Origin of the sequence: Vibrio sp. TRT 2004 (assembly GCF_050113735.1) — a bacterium.
In the GTDB taxonomy this organism is placed as follows: Bacteria; Pseudomonadota; Gammaproteobacteria; order Enterobacterales; family Vibrionaceae; genus Vibrio.
On the sequence record NZ_JBNJOH010000045.1, the window covers coordinates 14892 to 34538 of the forward strand.

A 19647-nucleotide genomic window follows, 5' to 3' on the forward strand; every position below is an offset into this window, starting at 1 on the left:
TGTGGGAAAAATTGTAGCAATCGCCAACCAGAAAGGCGGGGTTGGTAAGACAACAACATGTATCAACCTAGCCGCATCGATGGCCGCGACCAAACGTAAGGTCTTGGTGATTGATCTCGACCCGCAAGGCAATGCCACGATGGCGAGTGGCGTCGACAAGTATCAGGTCGATGCCACAGCGTACGAACTCTTAGTTGAAGAAGTTCCGTTTGACGAAGTTGTATGCCGTAAAACCTCGGGCAATTATGACTTAATTGCTGCGAATGGCGATGTGACGGCCGCTGAAATCAAGCTGATGGAAGTCTTTGCTCGTGAAGTTCGTTTAAAGCATGCGTTGGCATCAGTTCGCGATAACTATGATTTCATCTTTATCGATTGTCCTCCTTCTCTAAACCTTCTTACAATCAACGCTATGGCCGCAGCTGATTCGGTTTTGGTTCCAATGCAGTGTGAGTATTTTGCACTAGAAGGTTTAACCGCGTTAATGGATACGATTAGCAAGTTGGCAGCTGTTGTTAACGAGAATCTAAAAATTGAAGGGTTGTTGCGCACTATGTATGACCCTCGCAACAGGCTATCAAACGAAGTATCTGATCAACTTAAAAAGCACTTTGGCAACAAGGTGTACCGCACTGTTATTCCTCGCAATGTTCGCTTAGCAGAAGCGCCAAGTCATGGTAAGCCTGCTATGTATTACGACAAATACTCTGCGGGCGCAAAAGCTTACCTAGCCTTGGCGGGAGAGATGCTTCGCCGCGAAGAAGTCCCTGCATAACGACAACCAAAGGAATCCCGTCTCATGTCTAAACGTGGTTTAGGTAAAGGGCTTGATGCCCTGCTTTCAACCAGCTCACTAGCGCGCGAAAAGCAAATGAGTGCCTTACATAGCCAAGAGCTTTCATCGGATGGCAATCTGACTGATTTGAATATTAACTCCCTGAAACCTGGCGTTTATCAACCACGTAAAGAGATGGAGCCAGAAGCTCTGGAAGAACTCGCCGCTTCAATCGAGTCTCAAGGAATTATTCAGCCTATCGTTGTGCGTCAGGTTCAAGGCGATAAGTTCGAGATTATTGCTGGTGAGCGTCGTTGGCGAGCTGCCCGTAAAGCCGGTTTAAAACAAGTGCCGTGTGTGGTGAAAAATGTCGACGATCGCGCAGCAATCGCAATGGCATTGATCGAAAATATTCAGCGCGAAGATCTGAATGTTATCGAAGAAGCGGTGGCATTAGATCGTCTTCAGGAAGAGTTTAATCTTACTCACCAGCAAGTTGCGGACGTTATTGGCAAATCTCGTGCTGCGGTGAGTAACTTATTACGTCTAAATCAGCTCGAAAATGACGTAAAGAGTTTGGTTTCGAACCGCCAACTGGATATGGGGCATGCTAGAGCCTTGTTGGCGCTAGAAGGTGAGCAGCAAGTAGACATTGCTCAACTGGTCGCAAAGAAGAAAATGACGGTTCGTCAGACAGAGCAATTAGTTAAAAAGTGCTTACAGCCAGAGCCTGAAGCGAAAAATGAGCCGCAAGACTCTGAAGCACAACAAATGTCACAAAAATTGAGTGAAATGCTTGGTGGTAAAGTGGTAATTGTGAGAGGCAGTAACGGCAAGTCGAAAGTAACGATTAGTCTTGATGAACCTCACAAATTAGAGCAACTAATTGCCAAGCTCGAAAGCTAAATGAGATAATTGATCTCAGTCAATATATGTAAAAACGAATTTTTGTGCGAAAGTTGTCGGTTTGTAAACAAAATTGTAACTTTTTGCGGTGTTTTAATTGCAATCAGTTTGGCTCACCGTATAATTTTCGCCAATTTCCCAGCCCAGAGGTAGTTAAGCTGTGGATTTTACTAGAGGTACGAATACATGGTAGCTGCGTTAGCTAGACCAGGACGAGAGCTTGCAAAGCAATTGTTAATGATCCAGCTTAGCGCGGTTACACTATTGGCAGCAGGAATGGCAGTTGCTGTGAATGCTGAATGGGGACTTTCAGCGCTGATTGGTGGTGGCATATTTGTTATTGCTAATGCGGTATTTGCGCTGTGTGCTTTTATGTTTAGCGGAGCTCGCGCTGCAAAGCGTATCGCGGCCTCTTTCTACACAGGCGAAGTACTTAAAATCCTCATTACGGTGGTTCTTTTTACCGTTGCCTACATGTATATGCAGGTGGAACTTGTTCCCCTAAAGCTAACCTATTTGCTGGCTCTAGGTATTAATATCTGTGCGCCAGTGCTATTCATTAACAACAAAAAATAGGATGAGTTATGGCTGCGCCAGGTGAAGCGCTAACGTCATCCGGATACATTGCCCACCACTTATCAAACCTTTCTTTAGCTAAGTTAGGATTGGTAGCGGATGAAGCAAGTTTCTGGAACGTACATATCGATAGCCTGTTTTTTTCTTGGTTTACTGGTTTAATCTTCTTAGGAATTTTTTACAAAGTAGCGAAGAGAACTACAGCGGGTGTACCGGGTAAGCTTCAGTGTTTTGTTGAAATGATCGTTGAATTTGTCGCGGAAAACGTCAAAGACACGTTCCATGGACGCAACCCACTGATCGCGCCTTTAGCACTGACTATCTTTTGTTGGGTATTTTTGATGAACGTGATGGACTTAGTTCCGATCGACTTCTTACCTTACCCAGCAGAGCATTGGCTTGGTATTCCTTACCTTAAGGTTGTACCGTCAGCTGATGTTAATATCACCATGGCTATGGCTCTAGGCGTTTTTGCTCTGATGATTTACTACAGCATCAAAGTGAAAGGTCTAGGTGGATTCGCAAAAGAACTTGCTTTACATCCATTTAATCACCCAGTGATGATTCCGTTTAACCTACTAATTGAAGTTGTATCGCTACTAGCGAAACCTCTATCACTTGGTATGCGTCTATTCGGTAACATGTTTGCAGGTGAGGTTGTATTCATTCTTTGTGCGGCAATGCTACCATGGTACTTACAATGGATGGGTTCACTACCGTGGGCAATCTTCCATATCTTGGTTATTACGATTCAGGCTTTCGTGTTCATGATGTTGACAATTGTTTACCTGTCAATGGCACACGAAGACAGTGATCATTAATTTTATTTTAAAAGCTTTTTATTTGGGCACTAGCCAACAACTATAAATTGGAGATAGTAATGGAAACTTTACTGAGCTTTTCTGCAATCGCCGTAGGTATTATCGTCGGTCTTGCTTCTCTTGGTACAGCGATTGGTTTCGCACTTCTAGGCGGTAAATTCCTTGAAGGTGCTGCACGTCAACCAGAAATGGCTCCTATGCTACAAGTTAAGATGTTCATCATCGCTGGTCTACTTGATGCGGTTCCTATGATCGGTATCGTAATCGCACTTCTATTCACTTTCGCGAACCCATTCGTTGGTCAACTAGGTTAATCACTTTTAACTGTGGGCAAACTTCGGTTTGTCGTTGATTAACACTAAGTCCGAATAGAAGGGGTAGCTGTTGTGAATATGAACGCAACTCTGCTAGGTCAAGCAATCTCGTTTGCACTATTTGTGTGGTTCTGCATGAAGTATGTATGGCCACCATTGATGCAAGCGATTGAAGAACGTCAGAAGAAAATCGCTGACGGTCTACAAGCAGCTGAACGTGCTGCTAAAGACTTGGGTCTAGCACAAGCAAACGCTTCTGAGCAGTTGAAAGAAGCGAAGCGCACAGCAACTGAGATCATCGAGCAAGCGAACAAGCGTAAAGCTCAAATTCTAGATGAAGCTCGTGAGGAAGCTCAGACTGAACGTCAGAAAATCCTTACTCAAGCAGAAGCTGAACTTGAAGCCGAACGCAACCGTGCGCGTGATGAACTGCGCAAACAAGTTGCAACTCTGGCTGTAGCTGGTGCTGAGAAAATCCTTGAGCGTGCTATCGATAAAGATGCGCAAAAAGATATTCTCGACAACATTACTGCAAAACTTTAAGTCTGGGGGCGCATATGTCTGATTTGACTACAATCGCACGCCCCTATGCTAAAGCAGCCTTCGACTTTGCGGTAGATAAAGGCCAACTAGACCAATGGGGTCAAATGTTGTCTTTTGCTGCTGAAGTCGCTAAGAACGAACAAATGAAAGAGCTCTTAACGGGTTCTGTTTCAGCAGACAAACTTGCTGAAATATTTGTTGCAGTTTGCGGCGAACAAGTTGATGCGCATGGTCAGAACCTTTTGAAGGTAATGGCCGAGAATGGTCGCCTAGCGGCCCTTCCTGATGTATGTAAGCAGTTTATTGCTCTTAAAAAAGAGCATGAGAAGGAAATTGATGTGGAAGTTATTTCTGCATCTGAACTTTCTGATGAACAACTTGCAAATATCAGCAGCAAACTTGAGCAGCGCCTTGAGCGCAAAGTAAAGCTGAATTGCAGTGTAGATGAGACCCTACTTGGTGGGGTTATAATTCGAGCCGGAGACTTAGTCATCGATAATTCAGCGCGTGGTCGTTTGAACCGCCTGAGCGATGCATTGCAGTCTTAATGGGGATTGGAGCATGCAACTTAATTCCACGGAAATTAGCGATCTAATCAAACAACGTATCGAGTCATTCGATGTCGTTAGTGAAGCTCGCAACGAAGGTACTATCGTATCGGTAAGCGATGGTATCATCCGCATTCACGGCCTAGCGGACGTGATGCAAGGTGAAATGATTGAATTACCGGGTGGCCGTTATGCACTAGCACTTAACCTTGAGCGTGACTCGGTTGGTGCGGTAGTAATGGGTCCATATGCTGACCTTAAGGAAGGCATGAAAGTTACAGGTACTGGTCGTATTCTTGAAGTACCAGTTGGTCCTGAATTGCTTGGCCGTGTTGTAAACACGCTAGGTGAGCCAATTGATGGTAAAGGTCCAATCGAAGCGAAACTGTCTTCGCCTGTAGAAGTAATCGCACCAGGTGTAATCGACCGTAAATCGGTAGACCAACCTGTGCAAACTGGTTACAAATCTGTTGACTCAATGATCCCAATCGGTCGTGGTCAGCGTGAGCTAGTAATCGGTGACCGTCAGACTGGTAAAACAGCGATGGCGATCGATGCGATTATCAACCAGAAAAACTCTGGTATTTTCTCAATCTACGTAGCAATCGGTCAGAAAGCATCGACTATTGCTAACGTGGTTCGCAAACTGGAAGAGCACGGCGCGCTAGCTAACACTATCGTTGTTGTTGCATCTGCTTCTGAATCTGCAGCGCTACAATACCTAGCGCCATACGCAGGTTGTGCGATGGGTGAATACTTCCGCGATCGCGGTGAAGATGCACTGATTGTTTATGATGATCTATCTAAGCAAGCGGTAGCTTACCGTCAGATCTCTCTACTACTAAAACGTCCACCAGGCCGTGAGGCATTCCCAGGTGACGTATTCTACTTACACTCGCGTCTACTAGAGCGTGCAGCTCGTGTAAACGAAGAGTATGTAGAGCGTTTCACTAACGGTGAAGTGAAAGGTAAGACTGGTTCTCTAACTGCTCTACCAATCATTGAAACTCAAGCAGGTGACGTTTCAGCATTCGTACCGACTAACGTAATCTCGATTACCGATGGTCAGATCTTCCTACAAACTGAGCTATTCAACGCAGGTGTACGTCCAGCTGTTGACCCAGGTATCTCAGTATCTCGTGTAGGTGGTTCAGCGCAGACGAAAATCATCAAGAAGCTATCAGGCGGTATCCGTACTGCACTAGCTCAGTACCGTGAACTAGCAGCGTTTGCTCAGTTCTCTTCTGACCTTGATGAAGCTACGAAGAAACAGCTAGACCACGGTCAAAAAGTTACAGAACTAATGAAGCAGAAGCAGTACGCTCCAATGTCTGTATTTGACCAAGCGCTAGTAATCTTCGCTGCAGAGCGTGGCTATTTAGCAGATGTTGAACTAAGTAAACTGCTAGATTTCGAATCGGCTCTACTATCGTACGCTCGCGGTCAATACGCTGATTTCGCAGCTGAGATCGACAAGACGGGTGCATACAACGATGAAGTTGAAGCTCAGCTTAAGAAGCTGACTGATGACTTCGTAGCAACCCAAACTTGGTAATAGGTCGGTGGCAGTCTCTGCCACCAACTAATGGAGAGTAACGATGGCCGGCGCAAAAGAGATACGTAATAAAATCGGTAGTGTTAAAAGCACGCAGAAAATTACGAAAGCGATGGAAATGGTAGCAGCTTCAAAAATGCGTCGTTGTCAAGACGCAATGGAAGCTTCTCGTCCATACGCTGAAACAATGCGTAAAGTGATCGGTCACGTAGCAAACGCGAATCTAGAGTACCGTCATCCGTACCTAGAAGAGCGCGAAGCGAAGCGAGTTGGTTACATCATCGTTTCTACAGACCGTGGCCTGTGTGGTGGTTTGAACATTAACGTGTTCAAGAAAGCAATCACCGATATGCAGGCTTGGAAAGAGAAAGGTGCTGAAGTTGAACTAGCACTTGTTGGTTCTAAAGCGACATCCTTTTTCAACAACAGTGGCGCTAAAGTAGCTGCTCAAGTTTCAGGCCTAGGTGATCAACCTAGCCTAGAAGACTTAATTGGTTCTGTAAGCGTAATGCTAAAGAAATACGATGAAGGTGAATTGGACCGTCTGTATGTTGTTTTCAACAAGTTTGTGAACACCATGGTTCAACAACCAACGATCGATCAATTGCTACCTTTGCCTAAATCAGACAGCAAAGAGATGCAGCGTGAGCATTCATGGGACTACATCTATGAGCCTGAACCAAAACCTCTACTCGATACACTTCTAGTGCGTTACGTAGAGTCTCAGGTATACCAAGGTGTTGTTGAGAACCTTGCTTGTGAGCAAGCGGCTCGAATGATTGCAATGAAGGCTGCAACCGATAATGCAACAAACCTGATTGAAGACTTAGAACTTGTGTACAACAAAGCCCGTCAGGCTGCGATTACACAAGAACTGTCTGAAATCGTTGGTGGTGCAGCTGCGGTTTAAGCATAGGTAAAACGAAATAGTTTAGAGGATTAACGATGGCTACAGGTAAGATCGTACAGATCATCGGTGCGGTAGTCGACGTAGAGTTCCCACAGAGCGAAGTACCTAGTGTATATGACGCTCTAAACGTTACTGAATCAAAAGAGCGTCTAGTTCTTGAGGTTCAACAACAGCTAGGCGGTGGCGTAGTTCGTTGTATCGTTATGGGTAGCTCTGATGGTTTACGTCGTGGAGTTGAAGTTGTAAACACTGGCGCTCCAATTTCAGTACCAGTAGGTACTAAGACCCTAGGTCGTATCATGAACGTACTTGGTGATGCGATTGACGAGCGTGGTGAAATCGGTGCAGAAGAGTCTTACTCTATTCACCGTGAAGCACCAAGCTACGAAGAGCAATCTAACGAGACTGCTCTACTAGAAACTGGCGTTAAAGTAATCGACCTAGTTTGTCCATTCGCTAAGGGTGGTAAAATTGGTCTATTCGGTGGTGCTGGTGTAGGTAAGACCGTTAACATGATGGAACTTATCAACAACATCGCACTACAACACTCAGGTCTATCTGTATTCGCAGGTGTAGGTGAGCGTACTCGTGAGGGTAACGACTTCTACTTCGAAATGCAGGAAGCCGGCGTTGTAAACGTTGAGAAGCCAGAAGAATCAAAAGTAGCGATGGTTTACGGCCAGATGAACGAGCCACCAGGCAACCGTCTACGTGTTGCACTGACTGGTCTAACAATGGCAGAGCGTTTCCGTGACGAAGGTCGTGACGTTCTACTGTTCGTTGATAACATCTACCGTTACACGCTAGCAGGTACTGAGGTATCAGCACTTCTAGGCCGTATGCCTTCTGCGGTAGGTTACCAGCCTACTCTAGCAGAAGAGATGGGTGTTCTTCAGGAGCGTATCACGTCAACTAAGCAAGGTTCTATCACGTCTGTACAGGCAGTATACGTACCAGCGGATGACTTGACTGACCCGTCTCCAGCAACAACGTTCGCGCACTTAGATGCAACGGTTGTACTTAACCGTAACATCGCTGCAATGGGTCTATACCCAGCGATCGACCCACTAGATTCGACTTCTCGTCAGCTAGACCCGCTAGTAGTTGGTCAAGAGCACTACGACATCGCTCGTGGCGTTCAGTCTACCCTACAGCGCTACAAAGAGCTGAAGGATATCATTGCGATTCTAGGTATGGACGAGCTATCTGAATCAGATAAGCAAGTTGTATCTCGTGCACGTAAGATTGAGCGTTTCCTAACTCAGCCTTACCACGTAGCGGAAGTATTTACTGGCGACCCAGGTGTTTACGTACCTCTTAAAGAGACTCTACGTGGCTTCAAAGGTCTACTAGCTGGTGATTACGATGACATTCCAGAGCAAGCGTTCATGTACTGCGGTACGATTGACGATGCTATCGAGAATGCGAAGAAGCTATAAGGCTAACTAGGAGGCGATATGGCAGCAATAACCTTTCACCTAGACGTTGTTAGCGCAGAGAAGAAAATCTTCTCTGGCCTAGTTGAAACGTTTCAGGTGACCGGTAGCGAAGGTGAGCTTGGTATTTTCCACGGCCACACACCGCTGCTGACCGCTATAAAGCCTGGTATGGTGCGTATTGTTAAACAGCACGGCCACGAAGAAATTATTTATGTTTCTGGTGGTATGGTAGAAGTTCAGCCTGGTACAGCGACTGTACTGGCTGATACCGCTATCCGTGGTGAAGAGCTAGACGCAGCGAAGGCAGAAGAAGCGAAACGTCGTGCTGAGGAGAATATCCAGAACCAGCATGGCGATATGGACTTCGCTCAAGCGGCCAGTGAACTGGCTAAAGCCATTGCTCAGCTACGAGTTATCGAGCTGACAAAACAGCGTCGTTAATCGACAACGTTGTTTTAAGTGATAAAGGCGGTCGTAAGACCGCCTTTTTGCTTATTTTTTAACGTAAATTTTTCCTAATCAATTAACTAATTACCGATTAGTGTCTAAAATACCCCTCAGATTTAGAATAACGTCCAACAGGTAACTCAATGAAATTTAGCGCGGTCATTCTCGCAGCGGGTAAAGGTACTCGCATGTATTCTAATAAGCCTAAAGTGCTGCACACCTTGGCTGGTAAGCCAATGGTCAAGCACGTTATAGATACCTGTAACAGTTTAGGTGCGCAAAATATTCATTTGGTTTACGGCCATGGCGGCGATCAAATGCAGGCTGAGCTTGCAAGCGAGTCAGTTAACTGGATCTTACAAGCTGAGCAATTGGGGACAGGGCATGCGGTTGATCAAGCCTCTCCACACTTTGAAGATGAAGAAAAGATCTTAGTTCTTTACGGTGATGTCCCTCTTATCTCTGAAGAGACCATTGAAAGTCTACTTGATGCTCAACCAACAGGAGGTATTGCCCTTTTGACGGTCGTGCTTGATAACCCTATGGGGTATGGTCGAATTGTTCGTCGCAACGGTCCTGTTGTCGCGATTGTTGAGCAGAAAGATGCAACAGAAGAGCAGAAGCTAATTAAAGAGATCAATACCGGTGTAATGGTAGCAACTGGTGGTGATCTTAAGCGTTGGTTATCTGGGCTAAATAATAACAACGCTCAGGGTGAATACTACCTTACAGACGTTATTGCTGCTGCGCATGATGAAGGTCGTGCAGTTGAAGCTGTTCATCCTGTAAACTCTATCGAAGTTGAAGGGGTGAATGATCGTGCACAGTTGGCTCGTTTGGAGCGAGCTTTCCAATCTATGCAAGCTCGTAAGTTGTTAGAGCAGGGTGTTATGCTGCGTGACCCAGCACGATTTGATCTGCGTGGTGAGCTGCAATGTGGTATGGACTGTGAAATCGATGCTAACGTCATTATCGAAGGTAACGTCTCACTGGGTGATAACGTCATTATCGGTGCGGGTTGTGTCCTTAAAGATTGTGAAATCGACGACAACACCATTGTTCGCCCTTACAGTGTGATTGAAGGTGCAACGGTGGGTGAAGAGTGTACGGTTGGTCCATTTACCCGTTTGCGCCCAGGTGCAGAACTGCGTAACGATGCGCACGTTGGCAACTTTGTTGAAGTGAAAAACGCTCGTATTGGTGAAGGTTCCAAAGCCAATCACCTAACGTACCTTGGTGATGCTGAAATTGGTCAGGGAACAAATATCGGTGCTGGTGTGATTACTTGTAACTACGATGGCGCAAACAAATTCAAAACAGTTATCGGTAATGATGTGTTTGTGGGTTCAGACTGTCAGCTGGTGGCGCCTGTAACGATTGCAGATGGTGCAACGATTGGTGCTGGAACGACGTTGACGAAAGATGTGTCAGAAGGCGAGTTAGTCATCACTCGAGCTAAAGAACGTAAAATTTCTGGTTGGCAACGTCCGGTTAAGAAAAAATAACCAATACCGCTAACTCAATGTGAAAGCCGCTATTTTTAGCGGCTTTTTTGTTTGTCTAACTACTAATGACTTGGCACTTGAATGCGCTTTTCTAACCAACGGACTGCTTGTGAAACAATCAGTATCAGCACTAAATATTCTATGACCAGAAATGTATATATTTCTAAAGGTAAGTACTCATTAACCACCAGTTCATTGGCACGACGAGTTAAATCGCTAAGACCAATAACACTGACCAGTGAACTCATTTTGAGAATATAAACGAACTGATTGCCAAGTGGAGGTAGGATTTGTCTAAAAGCTTGCGGAAGAATCACGAAACGCATTTTCTGCCAATAGTTGAGCCCTAGCGCTTCGGCCGCTTCATGTTGTCCACGATTTATCGCTTGAATCCCACCTCTAAATACTTCCGCCATAAATGCGCTTTCCGCAATAGTAAGCGCGATAACACCCGCCCAGAAGTGATTTAGAGTGACATCTAACAAGGTCGGCATTCCATAGTAAACCCAAAGCAGTAGTACCAACACTGGTATAGAGCGAACCGATTCTACGTAGACTCGATTGAGCATTCTTAGAGGCTTTAGTGGAGAGAGTGCCGGTAATGAAACTAAGAAGCCTAAGGTCATCGCCAGCAACATACTGAGCAACGAAACCTGAATTGTATCGCTAAATCCAGCGACGAGAAACTTGAGGTTCGTTTGACCTTGTGACGTTGTTGGATCCAATACATACCAGCCCCATTGATAGTCTGAGCAGCCGGTTAGGAGTAGAGCGGAAACAATCGATAAATAACGAGAAGTCACATTACACCTTGTATTAACTAATAATATTTCTTTGTAGCTGCTATGTTATCAAATGAACCGACGTTAAGCTTAATAAACTTAGGGATTAATATAATGAAGAAATACATCTTAGCACTTGGAATGTGCTTATTGTCTGTTGGTCAGGTTATGGCGGAAACAAGTCGATTACAGGAAATCCTTGATAAGGGGATTTTACGGGTTGGCACCACAGGCGATTGGAATCCAATGACGATGAAAGATCCTGCGACCAACAGTTATCGAGGATTTGATATCGACGTAACGACAGAATTGGCTAAAGATTTAGGCGTGGAAATAGAGTATGTGGCTACGGATTGGAAGACCTTAGTCAACGGTATTACAGCCAATAAATATGATATCACGGGGAGTGCCTCACTGAATATGTCTCGAGCTAAAGTCGCTGGTTACAGTCAACCATATTTTTACCTGGCTTTTGTTCCTGTCGTACAGAAAAAAGATTTAGAGAAATTTTCTGATTGGAGTGATTTTGACAAAGCGGACGTGAAAGTGGCGGCGACCTTGGGCACAGTACAAGAGAAGATGGTCAAAGAGTTCTTTCCAACTGCGCAGCATATTGTCATCGAAGCACCGGCAAGGGATTTTCAGGAGCTATTGGCACGTCGAGCCGATGTCTCTGTGACTTCAAATGTGGAAGCGGCAACCTTGGTGGAAAAGTTCCAACAGTTAGCGATTGTACCAGTAAAAGAACCACGTAAACCGACACCAATCGCCATGCTACTCCCTCAAAATGACCAGGTGTGGATTAATTATATTAATCACTGGGTAGAACTGAAAAAAACACAAGGTTTCTTTAAGCGCACTGCTGAAAAGTGGGGCCTAAAAAGTTTGTAACTACTTACTATAAAAAGAGCCGCTTAGTGAAGCGGCTTCTTTTTGTTATCGATTACTCGTCACTCACAACTCGAGCATTATCGGGAGTAGTAAAGTGCCTTCGGCGATTAGTTATGGTGTTCGCCAAGTAGAGCAGGAGCTAGATGTTGTTCTGTTCCGCCGTTTACCGAGAAAAGTAGAGCTCACGCCCGCGGGGGAGCTCTTTATCGCTGAGGCGCGTATGCTTCTTAGACAGATGGCGGAGATTCAGTCTCAAACGCGTCGAGTTGCTCATGGTTGGCAGTCAACACTCAAGTTAACCTTAGACAACGTAGTCAAACTCGATAAGCTGAAGCCGCTCGTCGAAAGCTTTTACCAAGAGTTCGAATTTGCCGAACTGCAAATCAACATGGAAGTGTTTAATGGTTCATGGGAGGCGATAGCCCAAGAGCGAGCAGATATTGTGATTGGTGCGACGTCTGCGATACCAGTTGGCGGTGATTTTGAGGTTAGAGATATGGGAGTGCTTGATTGGGCGTTTGTTATGTCTCCAGCCCATCCTTGTGTGAGGGAACAATACTTATCTGAGGAGTTTGTTAGTCAGTTCCCTGCAATTTGTCTTGATGATACTTCGAGCGTGTTACCCAAGCGTCATACCGGGCATTACCCTAAACAGCGTCGCTTATTGCTACCTAACTGGTACAGTGCTATCGAATGTTTGAAAAATGGCGTCGGAGTGGGTTATATGCCTCGTCATATCGCCATGCCGTTAATCCACGAAGGTGTGCTGGTGGAGAAGACATTGCCTGATGAAAAGCCCCTGAGTCAGTGCTGCCTTGTATGGCGAAAAGATGATAACCATAAGCTGATCCAATGGATGATCGATTACTTAGGATCATCGAACCAATTGCACCAAGATTGGTTGAAGTATTGATCAAATAAAAAAACGCCAGCTTCAGCTGGCGTTTTGATCTTTTCGGTTGATGTTACGGACGCTCAAATACAGTAGCGATACCTTGACCAAGACCGATACACATAGTTGCTAGACCATACTTAGCGTCTTTAGCTTCCATTAGGTTGATCAGAGTCGTTGAAATACGCGCGCCAGAACAGCCTAGTGGGTGACCAAGTGCAATAGCACCACCGTTAAGGTTTACTTTTTCATCCATCACATCAAGCAAGCCGAGATCTTTCGCACATGGAAGAGACTGAGCTGCAAACGCTTCGTTCAGTTCCACGACATCCATATCTTCAATCGTTAAGCCTGCTCGTTTGAGAGCTTTATGAGTAGCAGGGACAGGACCGTATCCCATAATCGAAGGATCGCAACCTGCAATCGCCATACCTTTGATGCGTGCACGGATCGTTAAGCCCAACTCGTTCGCTTTCTCTTCGCTCATGATCAGCATTGCTGAAGCGCCGTCTGATAGAGCAGAAGAAGTACCAGCGGTCACAGTGCCGTTGGCTGGATCAAAGACAGGGCGAAGTTGAGAGAGACCTTCTACCGATGTTTCAGGACGAATCACCTCGTCATGATCGAGAGTAAACAGAGTACCATCAGCGGCATGTCCCTCAGTTGGTAGAATTTCATTCTTAAAACGACCTTCTAGGGTTGCTGCGTGTGCACGAGCATGTGAACGCGCTGCAAACTCGTCTTGCTGCTCTCGGCTAATACCATGGAGTTTACCAAGCATTTCAGCTGTTAAACCCATCATACCAGCGGCTTTGGCGACGTTCTTAGACATACCTGGGTGGAAGTCAACGCCGTGGTTCATTGGTACGTGGCCCATATGCTCGACACCACCAATTAGGCAGATTTCTGCATCACCCGTCATGATAGCGCGCGCGCCATCGTGCAAAGCTTGCATTGATGAACCACATAAGCGGTTGACTGTGACTGCACCAATTTCAATCGGCAACCCAGCTAGTAGAGCGGCGTTACGTGCAACGTTGAAACCTTGCTCCAGAGTTTGTTGTACACAACCCCAGTAAATATCTTCAATCTCGCTCGGGTTAACCTGAGGGTTACGCGCCAAAATTCCTTTCATTAGATGTGCAGAGAGATCTTCAGCTCGAGTATGACGGAAAGCACCACCTTTAGAGCGACCCATTGGAGTGCGTAGACAATCTACAATTACAACATTTCTTTTATGCATAGACATTTGAGAATCTCTCCTTAGATTGAACCTTGCTGTTGAGTGCCGTAGAAAGTTTCACCCTTAGCTGCCATATCGATAAGTAACTGAGGAGCTTGATACATTGCACCTAGATCAGCATACTTCTTGGTCATTTCGACAAACTCAGCAATGCCGATGCTGTCTAGGTAGCGGAATACACCGCCACGGAACGGAGGGAAGCCTAGTCCGTAAACTAAAGCCATATCGGCTTCTTGTGGTGAAGCAATGATGTTTTCTTGTAGACACAGAACAACTTCATTGATCATAGGTACCATCATACGTTCAACAATGGTCTGGTCATCAAACTCATTTGGCGCGCTGCACACATCAGCAAGTACAGGCAAGATATCTTCACTGAAAGTTTTCTTTGGCTTACCGCGTTTATCTACACTGTAGCTGTAGAAACCGCTGCCGTTTTTCTGGCCGTATTTATCTGCTTCGAACAGAGCATCAATCGCGTCACGCTCAGATTTCCCCATTCTTTCAGGGAAGCCTTGCGCCATAACCGCTTGAGCATGGTGAGCTGTATCAATACCAACCACATCAAGTAAGTATGCAGGGCCCATTGGCCAGCCAAACTGACGTTCCATGATCTTGTCAATTTTAGTGAAGTCTGCACCGTCACTAAGGAGCTTGCTGAAGCCTCCAAAGTATGGGAATAGAACACGGTTAACAAAGAACCCAGGGCAGTCATTAACAACAATTGGAGATTTACCCATCTTCGCAGCATAAGCCACGACACGGTTGATGGTTTCATCTGAGGTATGCTCGCCGCGAATGATCTCAACCAGTGGCATTCTGTGCACTGGGTTAAAGAAGTGCATACCACAGAAGTTTTCTGGACGTTTTAATGATTTCGCTAATAGATTGATTGGAATTGTCGAAGTGTTTGACGTGATAACTGTGTCATCGTTGACGTAAGATTCCACTTCACTGAGCACCGCCGCTTTCACTTTAGGGTTTTCTACCACCGCTTCAACAATAACGTCAGAGTTTTCGATCCCTGCGTAATGTAGGCTCGGCGTGATTGAAGCAAGAATTCCCGCCATTTTGAAACCATCGATGCGGCCACGTGAAAGACTCTTATTCAATAGTTTGGAGGCTTCATTCATACCTAGGTCGAGTGATGGTTGAGCGATGTCTTTCATTAAGACAGGCACGCCTTTCAACGCAGATTGATAAGCGATACCACCACCCATGATGCCAGCCCCAAGCACTGCCGCACGTTGGGTATCTTTGTTGGCTGACTTAGCGGCTTTTTTCGCGATACCTTTAATATACTGATCGTTGAGGAATAGCCCGACCAGAGATTTTGCTTCTTCAGACTTAGCCAGCTTAACAAAGTAGCGGCGCTCAACATCCAGAGCTTCATTTCGAGCTAAGCGAGCGCCTTCTTCGATTGTCTTCACCGCCGTCATTGGTGCTGGATAATGTGGCCCAGCTTTTTGTGCGACTAGACCTTTTGCCATCGTGAAGCTCATCATTGACTCGAGCTTGCTCAATGAAAGAGCCGAGGTTTTTTGTTTACGGCGCTCTTTCCAATCTAGCTTTTCATTGATCGCTTGCGTCAGTGTCGTAATCGCTGATTCATATAGTGAGTCAGTTTCTACAATGGCATCTAACAAGCCTATTTTTAGTGCTTCGTCTGCTCGGCAAGCTTTACCCTGAGTAATCACTTCCATAGCGCTGTCAGCACCGATAACGCGAGGAAGACGAACACAGCCACCAAAACCAGGCATGATGCCGAGTCTTGTTTCTGGCAAACCTATGCTGGTGGTCTTATCACCGATACGGATATCGGTAGCGAGTACACACTCACATCCACCACCCAACGTGTGGCCTTTAAGCACTGATAGCGTTGGTACAGGTAGATCTTCAAGCTTGTTGAAAATGCTGTTTGCAAATTGTAGCCACTGATCGAGTTCAGCTTCAGGTTTAGCAAATAGACCTAAAAATTCAGTGATATCAGCACCAACAATAAATGCCTCTTTATCTGAGGTCAGTAGCAGGCCTTTTAGAGAGCTGTGGGCATACAAGGCGTCTAGTGCTTTATCCAGTGATTCAAGAGTGGCAAGGTCGAGCTTGTTGACGGAAGCTGGAGCACAGAAGCTCAGTTCAGCGATTCCGTCTTGTAATTCCTTTACCTGTAGGTTTTTGGCTTGGTAAATCATTGTCTATCTCCATGACATACAATCTTGGATTGCGTGTATAGCTGCTAAAAGTCGGCACAAATAACTCGTGTGCTTTCAGTGAGCCGCTATAAAGGAAAGTGGTTTTATTTTTATTCTGGTTAGACCAGTTGTTTTAGTTTGGACTCGCCAATGGCTAAATTCAATACATTTTTTAAACAAGTGTTTAACATTGTGCGCTTGAACATATCTTAGGCGGCGTTCAAATTGCTCTCATGCTAAACTGGCGAGACGATCTCAAATGAACTGATGACATGAATGACCAACCCTATTTAATCCCAGAACAAGCCGTCATATTCGAAGAAGAGATAAAGAAAAGTGTTTTTATTACTTATCTTGCTCACACACCTTCAATTGAAGTCGCTAAAACGTTCGTTGAGCAGATCAAAGCCAAACATGCTGATGCACGCCATAATTGTTGGGGATTTGTCGCTGGTCGCCCCGAAGATTCGATGAAGTGGGGGTTTAGTGATGATGGTGAACCGTCAGGAACGGCAGGGAAACCAATCTTGGCTCAACTGTCTGGATCTGGCGTTGGTGAAATAACCGCAGTAGTTACGCGTTATTCAGGAGGAATTAAGTTGGGCACAGGCGGATTAGTAAAAGCTTATGGTGGTGGGGTACAACAAGCTCTCAAGCTGCTTCAAACTATTGAGAAAAAAATAACCACTGAGCTATTACTAGAGTTAGACTATGGGTTTATGCCGATCGCTCAATCTATTCTCCCGCAATTCGGAGCACAAGAGGTAAGCGCGGAATATAGTGAATCGGTTAAAATGCTGGTCGAGATAGAAGTTCGTCAGGTGAAGGACTTTACCCAAACCATCATTAATAAAAGCGCTGCCAAGGTAAAGATAACGCCTTTGGACAAATTATAAGATAATCAGGAAGTCGGAAGCTACGCTTCATACATCAGTCTATTCATGCAATTTCGATCAATTATCCGCATCGTAGGGCTTCTTCTCGCCCTTTTCAGCATTACTATGCTCGCTCCTGCGTTAGTCGCGCTGATCTATCGCGATGGTGCAGGTGTTCCTTTTGTCACAACTTTTTTTGTACTGTTGTTTTGTGGTGCTGTTTGTTGGTTTCCTAACCGTCATCATAAACACGAATTAAAGGCTCGTGATGGTTTTTTGATAGTCGTCTTGTTCTGGACGGTACTCGGTAGCGCAGGTTCTATTCCATTCTTAATTGCTGACAATCCCAACGTGTCAGTAACGGATGCCTTTTTTGAATCCTTCTCTGCACTGACGACGACTGGTGCTACCGTGATCGTTGGCTTAGATGATCTGCCGAAAGCTATCCTATTCTATCGTCAGTTCCTCCAATGGTTTGGTGGGATGGGTATCATCGTATTAGCCGTGGCGATTCTACCTGTGCTAGGTATCGGTGGTATGCAGCTTTATCGAGCTGAAATTCCAGGCCCAGTAAAAGATTCAAAAATGACACCAAGAATCGCAGAAACGGCAAAAGCACTCTGGTACATATACTTGAGTTTAACCATCGCTTGTGCTGCGGCATTTTGGTTTGCCGGAATGACACCATTTGATGCGATAGGTCATAGTTTTTCTACCATTGCTATTGGTGGTTTTTCTACTCATGACGCCAGTATGGGGCACTTCAATAGCTATGCGATCAATATGATTACCGTCGTATTCTTACTGATCTCTGCGTGTAACTATTCCCTCCACTTTGCTGCGTTTGCATCTGGTGGTGTACACCCTAAATACTATTGGAAAGATCCCGAGTTCAGAGCTTTTGTCTTTATACAAATACTGCTGTTTGTCGTGTGTTTCTTGATCTTATTGAACCATCACACCTATGACTCTATATATGATGTGTTTGATCAGGCCTTGTTTCAGACTGTCTCTATCTCAACCACGGCTGGATTTACAACAACAGGATTTGCGGACTGGCCGCTATTTTTACCAGTACTACTTCTTTTTTCGTCATTTATCGGTGGTTGTGCGGGCTCAACGGGTGGTGGCATGAAAGTTATTCGTATCCTTCTGCTAACACTCCAAGGGGTTCGCGAGCTAAAACGTCTTGTCCACCCACGTGCAGTCTATACCATCAAGGTTGGCGGTAGCGCTCTGCCACAAAGAGTCGTTGATGCTGTATGGGGATTCTTCTCTGCATACGCGCTAGTGTTTGTCGTCTGCATGTTAGGGCTGATTGCGACAGGTATGGACGAGTTAAGCGCATTCTCCGCTGTCGCTGCAACATTGAACAACTTAGGTCCTGGTCTTGGAGAAGTCGCGCTCCACTTTGGAGATGTGAATGATAAAGCCAAATGGGTGCTGATTGTCTCTATGCTATTTGGACGTTTAGAAGTATTCACCCTATTAATATTACTTACGCCTACTTTCTGGCGTAGCTAAGGAGAGAGTGTGGCCAAAGCATTATTCCTTTACTCAACTCGTGAAGGTCAAACCAAAAAAATCTTTCATCATATAAGAGAGCAACTCTCGGACTACGAATGTGACTTTGTTGACCTTCATACGACAGAACGTGTCGACTTTGAACAGTATGAGCGAGTACTAGTAGGGGCATCGATAAGATATGGGCATCTTAACAAGAAGCTATACCAGTTTATCGAGAGCAACCTACCGGCGTTGCAATCGAGTAGAGCTGCCTTTTTTTGTGTGAACCTGACCGCCAGAAAAGAAGACCAAGGTAAAGATACGCCAGAAGGCAGTGCTTATATAAAGACGTTTCTCAAGAAATCTTCCTGGCAACCCGAGTTAATTGGTGTGTTTGCTGGTGCGCTCTATTACCCTCGTTACAACTGGTTTGATAGAACCATGATTAAATTCATAATGAGTATGACAGGTGGAGAAACCGATACCAGCAAGGAAGTAGAATATACTAACTGGGAAAAGGTCACTCTTTTTGCCAATAAGTTTAAAAATATGTAAACAAAAGGGTGGTTTTTACCACTTTTAGATCGAAAATTAATCGAACAGCAAAAAAGTCAGAAAAAACACAAAAAAGGGGTTGCCAAGTTTATTCCGATCTCTATAATGCCCCCTCGCTGACACGGGAACTGTTCGAAGCTAAGGTTTCGAAAGAATGAAAGCCCAGTTAGCAGGTCACTTAGCCAAGTGGAAACGCTTGAAAAAAGTTTGAAAAAAGTGGTTGACACTAAACTTTAACTCGCTAAAATGGCCGTCCGATTTGAGCTGAGCGCGTAGTTCAAAGCTCAGTCGGAACGCTCTTTAACAATATAAACCTATCAATCTGTGTGGGCACTCGTTGATGATAATCCAATTAGAAGCTTAGGCTTCAAA

General features: G+C 45.2%; 19 protein-coding genes and 1 pseudogene. 17 read left to right on the forward strand and 3 right to left on the reverse strand.

Annotated features, from left to right (window positions below; genetic code table 11):
* Nucleotide 1: 1 nt before the first annotated feature.
* The 12 genes from ACQEXR_RS16020 (at nt 2) to glmU (ending at nt 10339) form a co-directional block, all read left to right on the forward strand.
* Nucleotides 2–775, forward strand: coding sequence for a ParA family protein (locus tag ACQEXR_RS16020; protein ID WP_138972874.1), 774 nt, complete (start codon nt 2–4; stop codon nt 773–775).
* Nucleotides 776–799: 24 nt separating this feature from the next.
* Nucleotides 800–1681, forward strand: a complete 882-nt coding sequence (locus ACQEXR_RS16025) for a ParB/RepB/Spo0J family partition protein (protein WP_331427142.1) — start codon at nt 800–802, stop codon at nt 1679–1681.
* A gap of 186 nt (nt 1682–1867) precedes the next feature.
* Nucleotides 1868–2257: a F0F1 ATP synthase subunit I gene (locus ACQEXR_RS16030; protein ID WP_239928256.1), complete on the forward strand. Its 390-nt coding sequence runs from the start codon at nt 1868–1870 to the stop codon at nt 2255–2257.
* Between the two features lie 8 nt (nt 2258–2265).
* Nucleotides 2266–3078, forward strand: a complete 813-nt coding sequence (gene atpB, locus ACQEXR_RS16035; RefSeq protein WP_006879253.1) for a F0F1 ATP synthase subunit A — start codon at nt 2266–2268, stop codon at nt 3076–3078.
* Between the two features lie 59 nt (nt 3079–3137).
* A complete protein-coding gene (atpE, locus tag ACQEXR_RS16040; protein WP_002540812.1) occupies nt 3138–3392 on the forward strand; it encodes a F0F1 ATP synthase subunit C in 255 nt (84 codons plus the stop codon).
* A gap of 72 nt (nt 3393–3464) precedes the next feature.
* Nucleotides 3465–3935 carry a F0F1 ATP synthase subunit B gene (atpF, locus tag ACQEXR_RS16045; RefSeq protein ID WP_331417311.1) on the forward strand — a complete coding sequence of 157 codons (471 nt, stop codon included), beginning with the start codon at nt 3465–3467 and terminating at the stop codon, nt 3933–3935.
* A gap of 14 nt (nt 3936–3949) precedes the next feature.
* Nucleotides 3950–4483, forward strand: coding sequence for a F0F1 ATP synthase subunit delta (gene atpH / locus ACQEXR_RS16050; RefSeq protein ID WP_269378252.1), 534 nt, complete (start codon nt 3950–3952; stop codon nt 4481–4483).
* 13 nt (nt 4484–4496) lie between these two features.
* Complete coding sequence (atpA, locus tag ACQEXR_RS16055; RefSeq protein ID WP_331427140.1) at nt 4497–6038, forward strand: F0F1 ATP synthase subunit alpha; 1542 nt, start codon at nt 4497–4499, stop codon at nt 6036–6038.
* Between the two features lie 43 nt (nt 6039–6081).
* Nucleotides 6082–6948 carry a F0F1 ATP synthase subunit gamma gene (gene atpG / locus ACQEXR_RS16060; RefSeq protein ID WP_269378249.1) on the forward strand — a complete coding sequence of 289 codons (867 nt, stop codon included), beginning with the start codon at nt 6082–6084 and terminating at the stop codon, nt 6946–6948.
* Between the two features lie 35 nt (nt 6949–6983).
* The gene (atpD, locus tag ACQEXR_RS16065) at nt 6984–8387 is read left to right on the forward strand and encodes a F0F1 ATP synthase subunit beta (RefSeq protein WP_269378248.1); all 1404 of its coding nucleotides are present in this window, start codon (nt 6984–6986) and stop codon (nt 8385–8387) included.
* Nucleotides 8388–8405: 18 nt separating this feature from the next.
* Nucleotides 8406–8828 (forward strand): F0F1 ATP synthase subunit epsilon, encoded by a 423-nt coding sequence (locus tag ACQEXR_RS16070; protein ID WP_006879261.1) that lies wholly within the window; start codon nt 8406–8408, stop codon nt 8826–8828.
* 149 nt (nt 8829–8977) lie between these two features.
* Complete coding sequence (gene glmU, locus ACQEXR_RS16075; protein ID WP_331427139.1) at nt 8978–10339, forward strand: bifunctional UDP-N-acetylglucosamine diphosphorylase/glucosamine-1-phosphate N-acetyltransferase GlmU; 1362 nt, start codon at nt 8978–8980, stop codon at nt 10337–10339.
* A gap of 62 nt (nt 10340–10401) precedes the next feature.
* Here the strand turns inward: glmU and ACQEXR_RS16080 are convergent, their stop codons facing one another.
* Complete coding sequence (locus tag ACQEXR_RS16080; protein WP_427020732.1) at nt 10402–11142, reverse strand: amino acid ABC transporter permease; 741 nt, start codon at nt 11140–11142, stop codon at nt 10402–10404.
* Between the two features lie 93 nt (nt 11143–11235).
* Between ACQEXR_RS16080 and ACQEXR_RS16085 the strand changes: the two genes are divergently transcribed.
* Both ACQEXR_RS16085 and punR read left to right on the forward strand, forming a co-directional pair.
* Nucleotides 11236–12012: a transporter substrate-binding domain-containing protein gene (locus ACQEXR_RS16085; protein WP_331417307.1), complete on the forward strand. Its 777-nt coding sequence runs from the start codon at nt 11236–11238 to the stop codon at nt 12010–12012.
* Nucleotides 12013–12103: 91 nt separating this feature from the next.
* Nucleotides 12104–12925: pseudogene (gene punR, locus ACQEXR_RS16090) on the forward strand (DNA-binding transcriptional activator PunR); the annotation flags it as partial.
* 52 nt (nt 12926–12977) lie between these two features.
* Here the strand turns inward: punR and fadA are convergent.
* Entirely contained in the window at nt 12978–14153 is a 1176-nt protein-coding gene (gene fadA / locus ACQEXR_RS16095) for an acetyl-CoA C-acyltransferase FadA (RefSeq protein ID WP_138972885.1), read from the reverse strand.
* 14 nt (nt 14154–14167) lie between these two features.
* Nucleotides 14168–16339, reverse strand: coding sequence for a fatty acid oxidation complex subunit alpha FadB (fadB, locus tag ACQEXR_RS16100; protein ID WP_426952818.1), 2172 nt, complete (start codon nt 16337–16339; stop codon nt 14168–14170).
* A 272-nt stretch (nt 16340–16611) separates the two neighbouring features.
* On the opposite strand from fadB, the gene ACQEXR_RS16105 reads away from it, so the two are divergent.
* The 3 genes from ACQEXR_RS16105 to hemG are packed head-to-tail and all read left to right on the forward strand — an operon-like array spanning nt 16612 to nt 19275.
* A complete protein-coding gene (locus ACQEXR_RS16105; protein ID WP_138972887.1) occupies nt 16612–17235 on the forward strand; it encodes a YigZ family protein in 624 nt (207 codons plus the stop codon).
* A 45-nt stretch (nt 17236–17280) separates the two neighbouring features.
* Nucleotides 17281–18738, forward strand: a complete 1458-nt coding sequence (locus ACQEXR_RS16110; RefSeq protein WP_426952820.1) for a TrkH family potassium uptake protein — start codon at nt 17281–17283, stop codon at nt 18736–18738.
* Between the two features lie 9 nt (nt 18739–18747).
* Nucleotides 18748–19275, forward strand: coding sequence for a menaquinone-dependent protoporphyrinogen IX dehydrogenase (gene hemG, locus ACQEXR_RS16115; RefSeq protein WP_426952822.1), 528 nt, complete (start codon nt 18748–18750; stop codon nt 19273–19275).
* Nucleotides 19276–19647: the final 372 nt, after the last annotated feature.